The 3,784-nt window shown below is 40.8% G+C and carries 5 protein-coding genes; all 5 read left to right on the top strand.

Annotated features, from left to right (window positions below; translation table 11 throughout):
* Nucleotides 1–120 precede the first annotated feature (120 nt).
* Nucleotides 121–1,461, top strand: coding sequence for an NADP-dependent malic enzyme (locus COZ07_RS02140; protein ID WP_406606950.1), 1,341 nt, complete (start codon nucleotides 121–123; stop codon nucleotides 1,459–1,461).
* Nucleotides 1,462–1,494: 33 nt separating this feature from the next.
* Entirely contained in the window at nucleotides 1,495–2,340 is an 846-nt protein-coding gene (locus COZ07_RS02135; RefSeq protein WP_406606949.1) for a fumarate hydratase, read from the top strand.
* Between the two features lie 13 nt (nucleotides 2,341–2,353).
* A complete protein-coding gene (locus COZ07_RS02130; RefSeq protein ID WP_406606948.1) occupies nucleotides 2,354–2,908 on the top strand; it encodes a Fe-S-containing hydro-lyase in 555 nt (184 codons plus the stop codon).
* A gap of 136 nt (nucleotides 2,909–3,044) precedes the next feature.
* Nucleotides 3,045–3,473 (top strand): glycine cleavage system protein H, encoded by a 429-nt coding sequence (gene gcvH / locus COZ07_RS02125; protein WP_406606947.1) that lies wholly within the window; start codon nucleotides 3,045–3,047, stop codon nucleotides 3,471–3,473.
* A gap of 3 nt (nucleotides 3,474–3,476) precedes the next feature.
* Nucleotides 3,477–3,784: lipoyl protein ligase domain-containing protein (locus COZ07_RS02120; protein ID WP_406606946.1), on the top strand; the 308-nt coding region annotated here is incomplete at its 3' end.

Here is a 3,784-nt window from a genome sequence, read left to right as displayed (position 1 = left end):
CAAATCTTTATTCTTGACAGTTAAGTGTCAAGAATAAAGATTTGACCCCAGCCCACCCAGCCCATTGACCCCAGTAAACAGTAAACAAATAAAATTTTTAAAGGAGAGAAGGAGAGTATGATGAATAAAAAATTAACTAAAGAGGAGCTTTTGGCAAAGGCTAATGAACCGAAGATGTTCGCCATGAAGTATCATCCGTTTTATCGGGGTAAAATAGGTATAGAGATTAAAGCCCCGGTGAGAAGTTACCAAGATTTTGCGATCTGGTATACTCCTGGTGTAGCAGAACCCTGCCTGGACATTCAAAAAAATAAAAATAAGGTATATGAACACACCAATAAAGGAAATTTTGTGGCTGTGGTTACCGATGGGACAAGAGTCCTTGGTTTGGGGGATATAGGGCCTGAAGCAGCTCTTCCGGTAATGGAAGGTAAAGGGATGCTATTTAAATATTTGGGGGGAGTAGATGCATTTCCCATCTGTTTAGATACTAAAGACCCTGAGGAGATAATTACTGCAGTTAAATGGCTTGCTCCCACCTTTGGAGCTATAAACCTGGAAGATATTGCTAAGCCAAAATGTTTTTATATTCTGGAGAGATTACAGAAAGAGTTAGATATTCCGGTCTGGCATGATGATCAGCAAGGAACAGCTCTGGTTACCTTAGCCGGGTTAATTAGTGCCTTGAAGGTGGTGGATAAAAAGATAGAAGATGTCTCCATTACTTTCATTGGCGCAGGGGCAGCAAATATGAACAACTCCAAGTACATAATGTTAGCTGGAGCGAATCCAGAAAAAATGATCATGGTAGATAGTAAAGGGATTCTTCACCAGGGGAGAATAGAATTAAAGAAAGAGCCTACCAAATGGAATATATGTGAGAAGACGAATAAGGAGGGAAGGACGGGTGATATGAAAGAAGCTCTTAAAAAAGCTGATGTTTGTATTGCTTTATCCAAGTCTGGTCCCGGTACAATAAAGAAAGAGGAAATTGCTGGTATGGCTAAGGATGCCATTGTTTTTGTCTGTGCTAATCCTATTCCTGAAATATGGCCCTGGGAAGCAAAAGAAGCCGGAGCAAGAATTGTAGCTACCGGTCGTTCCGATTTTCCTAATCAGGTGAATAATTCTCTTGGATTTCCTGCTATGTTTAGGGGCGCTTTGGATGTGGGCGCAAGAAGTATAACCGATGAAATGTGTATTACTGCCGCAAGGGCTATATCTAATTATGCAGAAGGAAGGGGATTGAATGAAGAATATATAATCCCCACTATGGGAGAAACAGAGATGTTTATTCAGGAAGCGGTAGCCGTAGGCTTGAAGGCTATAGAGCAGGGAGTAGCCAGAATAAAGAGGAGTAAGGAGGAGTTAAGAGAACTTGCTTCTTCAGCTATAAAAAAGTCCCAGGGGATTACTAAACTTCATATGGAAAAAGGTTTTATTCAGCTTCCTCCAGAATAAAAAACTGTCCAATGGGGAAAAGGAGATAGATAAATGCGTAAGATAGAGACCGAAAGAATTAAAAAGAAGGTTAAGGAGCTATTTTTAAGAGCAAATTACCATATCGGAGAAGATGTTTTAACCGCGCTAAAAGAAGCACGAGAAAGGGAGGTTTCAGAGATTGGTTGTTCAGTGCTGGATATGTTAATCGAGAATTACAAAATAGCTTCCGAGGAAGAGATTGCTATCTGCCAGGATACCGGTTTGGCTGTTTTATATGTGGAGCTAGGTCAGGAGGTTTATATCCTGGGGGGAAATTTCCGGGAGGCAGTTAATGAAGGAGTTAAGGAAGCTTATAGGGAAGGATATTTAAGGAAATCTATGGTAGATGACCCGGTATTTGCCCGAAAAAATACGGGAACGAATACCCCAGCGATTATATATACCGATATTGTTCCTGGAGATAAGATTAAATTTATGGTTACTCCTAAGGGATTTGGCAGTGAGAATATGAGTGCCTTAGCTATGATGAAACCTGCTGATGGACCAGAAGGAATTAAAAAATTTGTAGTAGATACTATAAAGAAGGCTGGTCCTAACCCTTGCCCACCCACTATCGTAGGTGTAGGTATCGGGGGGACTGCAGATAAGGCTTTGGTTATCGCTAAAAAGGCACTTTTTCGTAAAATTGGAGAATACCATCAGGATGAACGATACGCCCAGATGGAAAAGGAGATTTTAGAACAAATAAACAATTTAGGAATTGGACCTGCGGGATTAGGCGGAAGAACTACAGCCTTGGCAGTAAATATTGAATATACTCCTACACACATTGCTGGTATGCCGGTAGCGGTGAATGTTTGCTGTCACGCAGCTCGTCATGCAGAAGGGATTTTGTAAAGGAGGATGAGAAATGGCAAAAATTGTAAAGATTGTTACTCCGTTAACGGATGAGGTGGTTTCTAATTTAAAAGCGGGGGATAGGGTAAGTATTACCGGGTATATCTACACCGGTAGAGATGCAGCACATAAACGGTTATTCTCTCTTCTACAGAAAGGAGAGAAGTTACCCCTGGAGATTAAGAATCAGATTATTTACTATGTTGGTCCAGCTCCTGCTAAGCCTGGTTATGCTTGCGGTTCTGCCGGTCCAACTACCAGTTATCGCATGGATCCCTATACTCCAGCACTCCTCGATAAAGGACTTAAGGGGATGATTGGTAAAGGACTTCGTTCTAAGGAAGTAATTGAGAGTATGAAAAAGAATAACGCAGTTTATTTTCACGCTGTTGGTGGGGCGGCAGCTCTCATTGCTAAAAGCATAAAAAAATCAGAGGTTGTAGCTTATGAAGATTTAGGTGCAGAGGCTATTCACCGTTACTACGTGGAAGATTTTCCAGTAATTGTAGTGATAGATGCGGCAGGAAATAATTTTTATGAGACGGAACCGCCCAAGTACGCTAAATAAATTTGTAAAATAGTCTAATAAGGAGCAATAGGTAATCTTCCCTGAAAGAAAAAAAACAAAAACCTAGGATTAGAGGGGGGAAAAGGGACTTTTAGAAAAACTAACTATTAGGAACTATTACAATAAGGAGGAAAAAATGACTAAAGTAGAAGATTATGATATGCCTGAGGAGCTCTATTATCACCAAGAACATATGTGGGCAAAAGTGGAAGGAGATAAAGTTAAAGTGGGTTTAAGCGATTTTTCTCAGAAACTTGCCGGGGAGATAAGTTATATTGAAATGCCTGAAGAAGGAGGCCAGGTAAATCAGGATAAAGTGGTGGGTAGGTATGAGACCGGAAAATGGTTAGGCAAGATATATGCCCCCGTTTCTGGTGAGGTAATCAGTATCAATGAAGACGCTGAGGATGACCCTACCCTGATCAATAAGGACCCTTATGGTGAGGGATGGATTTTTGAGATGAAGATGAGCGACTCTGCCGAGCTGGCTAATTTAATGAAGGGAGAAAAAGCGGTGGAGTGGTTAAAGGGAGAAATAGCCAAACATGCCAAGGAGAAAAAATAAGTAATGTATCTATTTAATTTAGATAAACTTCCCGGGCAGCAATCTATGCTTTTTTTCCATCTTCTGGCCCGGATGGGAATAGAAGCTTTAGTGTTGGTTTCTCCGAAAATTCCTTTAGCCAGCATAGGATATTTTCAAAATGCGGAAGAAGAAGCAGACCTCCAATTTTGCAAAAAGGCAAATATTCCGGTGATGAGGAGAGAAGTAGGAGGAGGCTCTACCTATCTGGATGAAAACCAGATATTTCATCAAGTAATCATCAGGAGAGACCATCCCCTATTCTCTCGAAAGATAAGTGAAAATTATGAGAG

Origin of the sequence: Candidatus Infernicultor aquiphilus, assembly GCF_002784285.1 — a bacterium.
Taxonomy (GTDB): Bacteria; Atribacterota; Phoenicimicrobiia; order Phoenicimicrobiales; family Phoenicimicrobiaceae; genus Infernicultor; species Infernicultor aquiphilus.
Note: the sequence above shows the minus strand (reverse complement) of the source record. Positions and strands in the feature narration are given on the sequence as shown.

What these genes read in the sequence shown, in the direction of transcription:
- COZ07_RS02130 (WP_406606948.1), top strand. Translation starts at nt 2,354, where the DNA reads ATGGCAAAAATTGTAAAGATTGTTACTCCGTTAACGGATGAGGTGGTT.
- gcvH (WP_406606947.1), top strand. Translation starts at nt 3,045, where the DNA reads ATGACTAAAGTAGAAGATTATGATATGCCTGAGGAGCTCTATTATCAC.
- COZ07_RS02135 (WP_406606949.1), top strand. Translation starts at nt 1,495, where the DNA reads ATGCGTAAGATAGAGACCGAAAGAATTAAAAAGAAGGTTAAGGAGCTA.
- COZ07_RS02140 (WP_406606950.1), top strand. Translation starts at nt 121, where the DNA reads ATGAATAAAAAATTAACTAAAGAGGAGCTTTTGGCAAAGGCTAATGAA.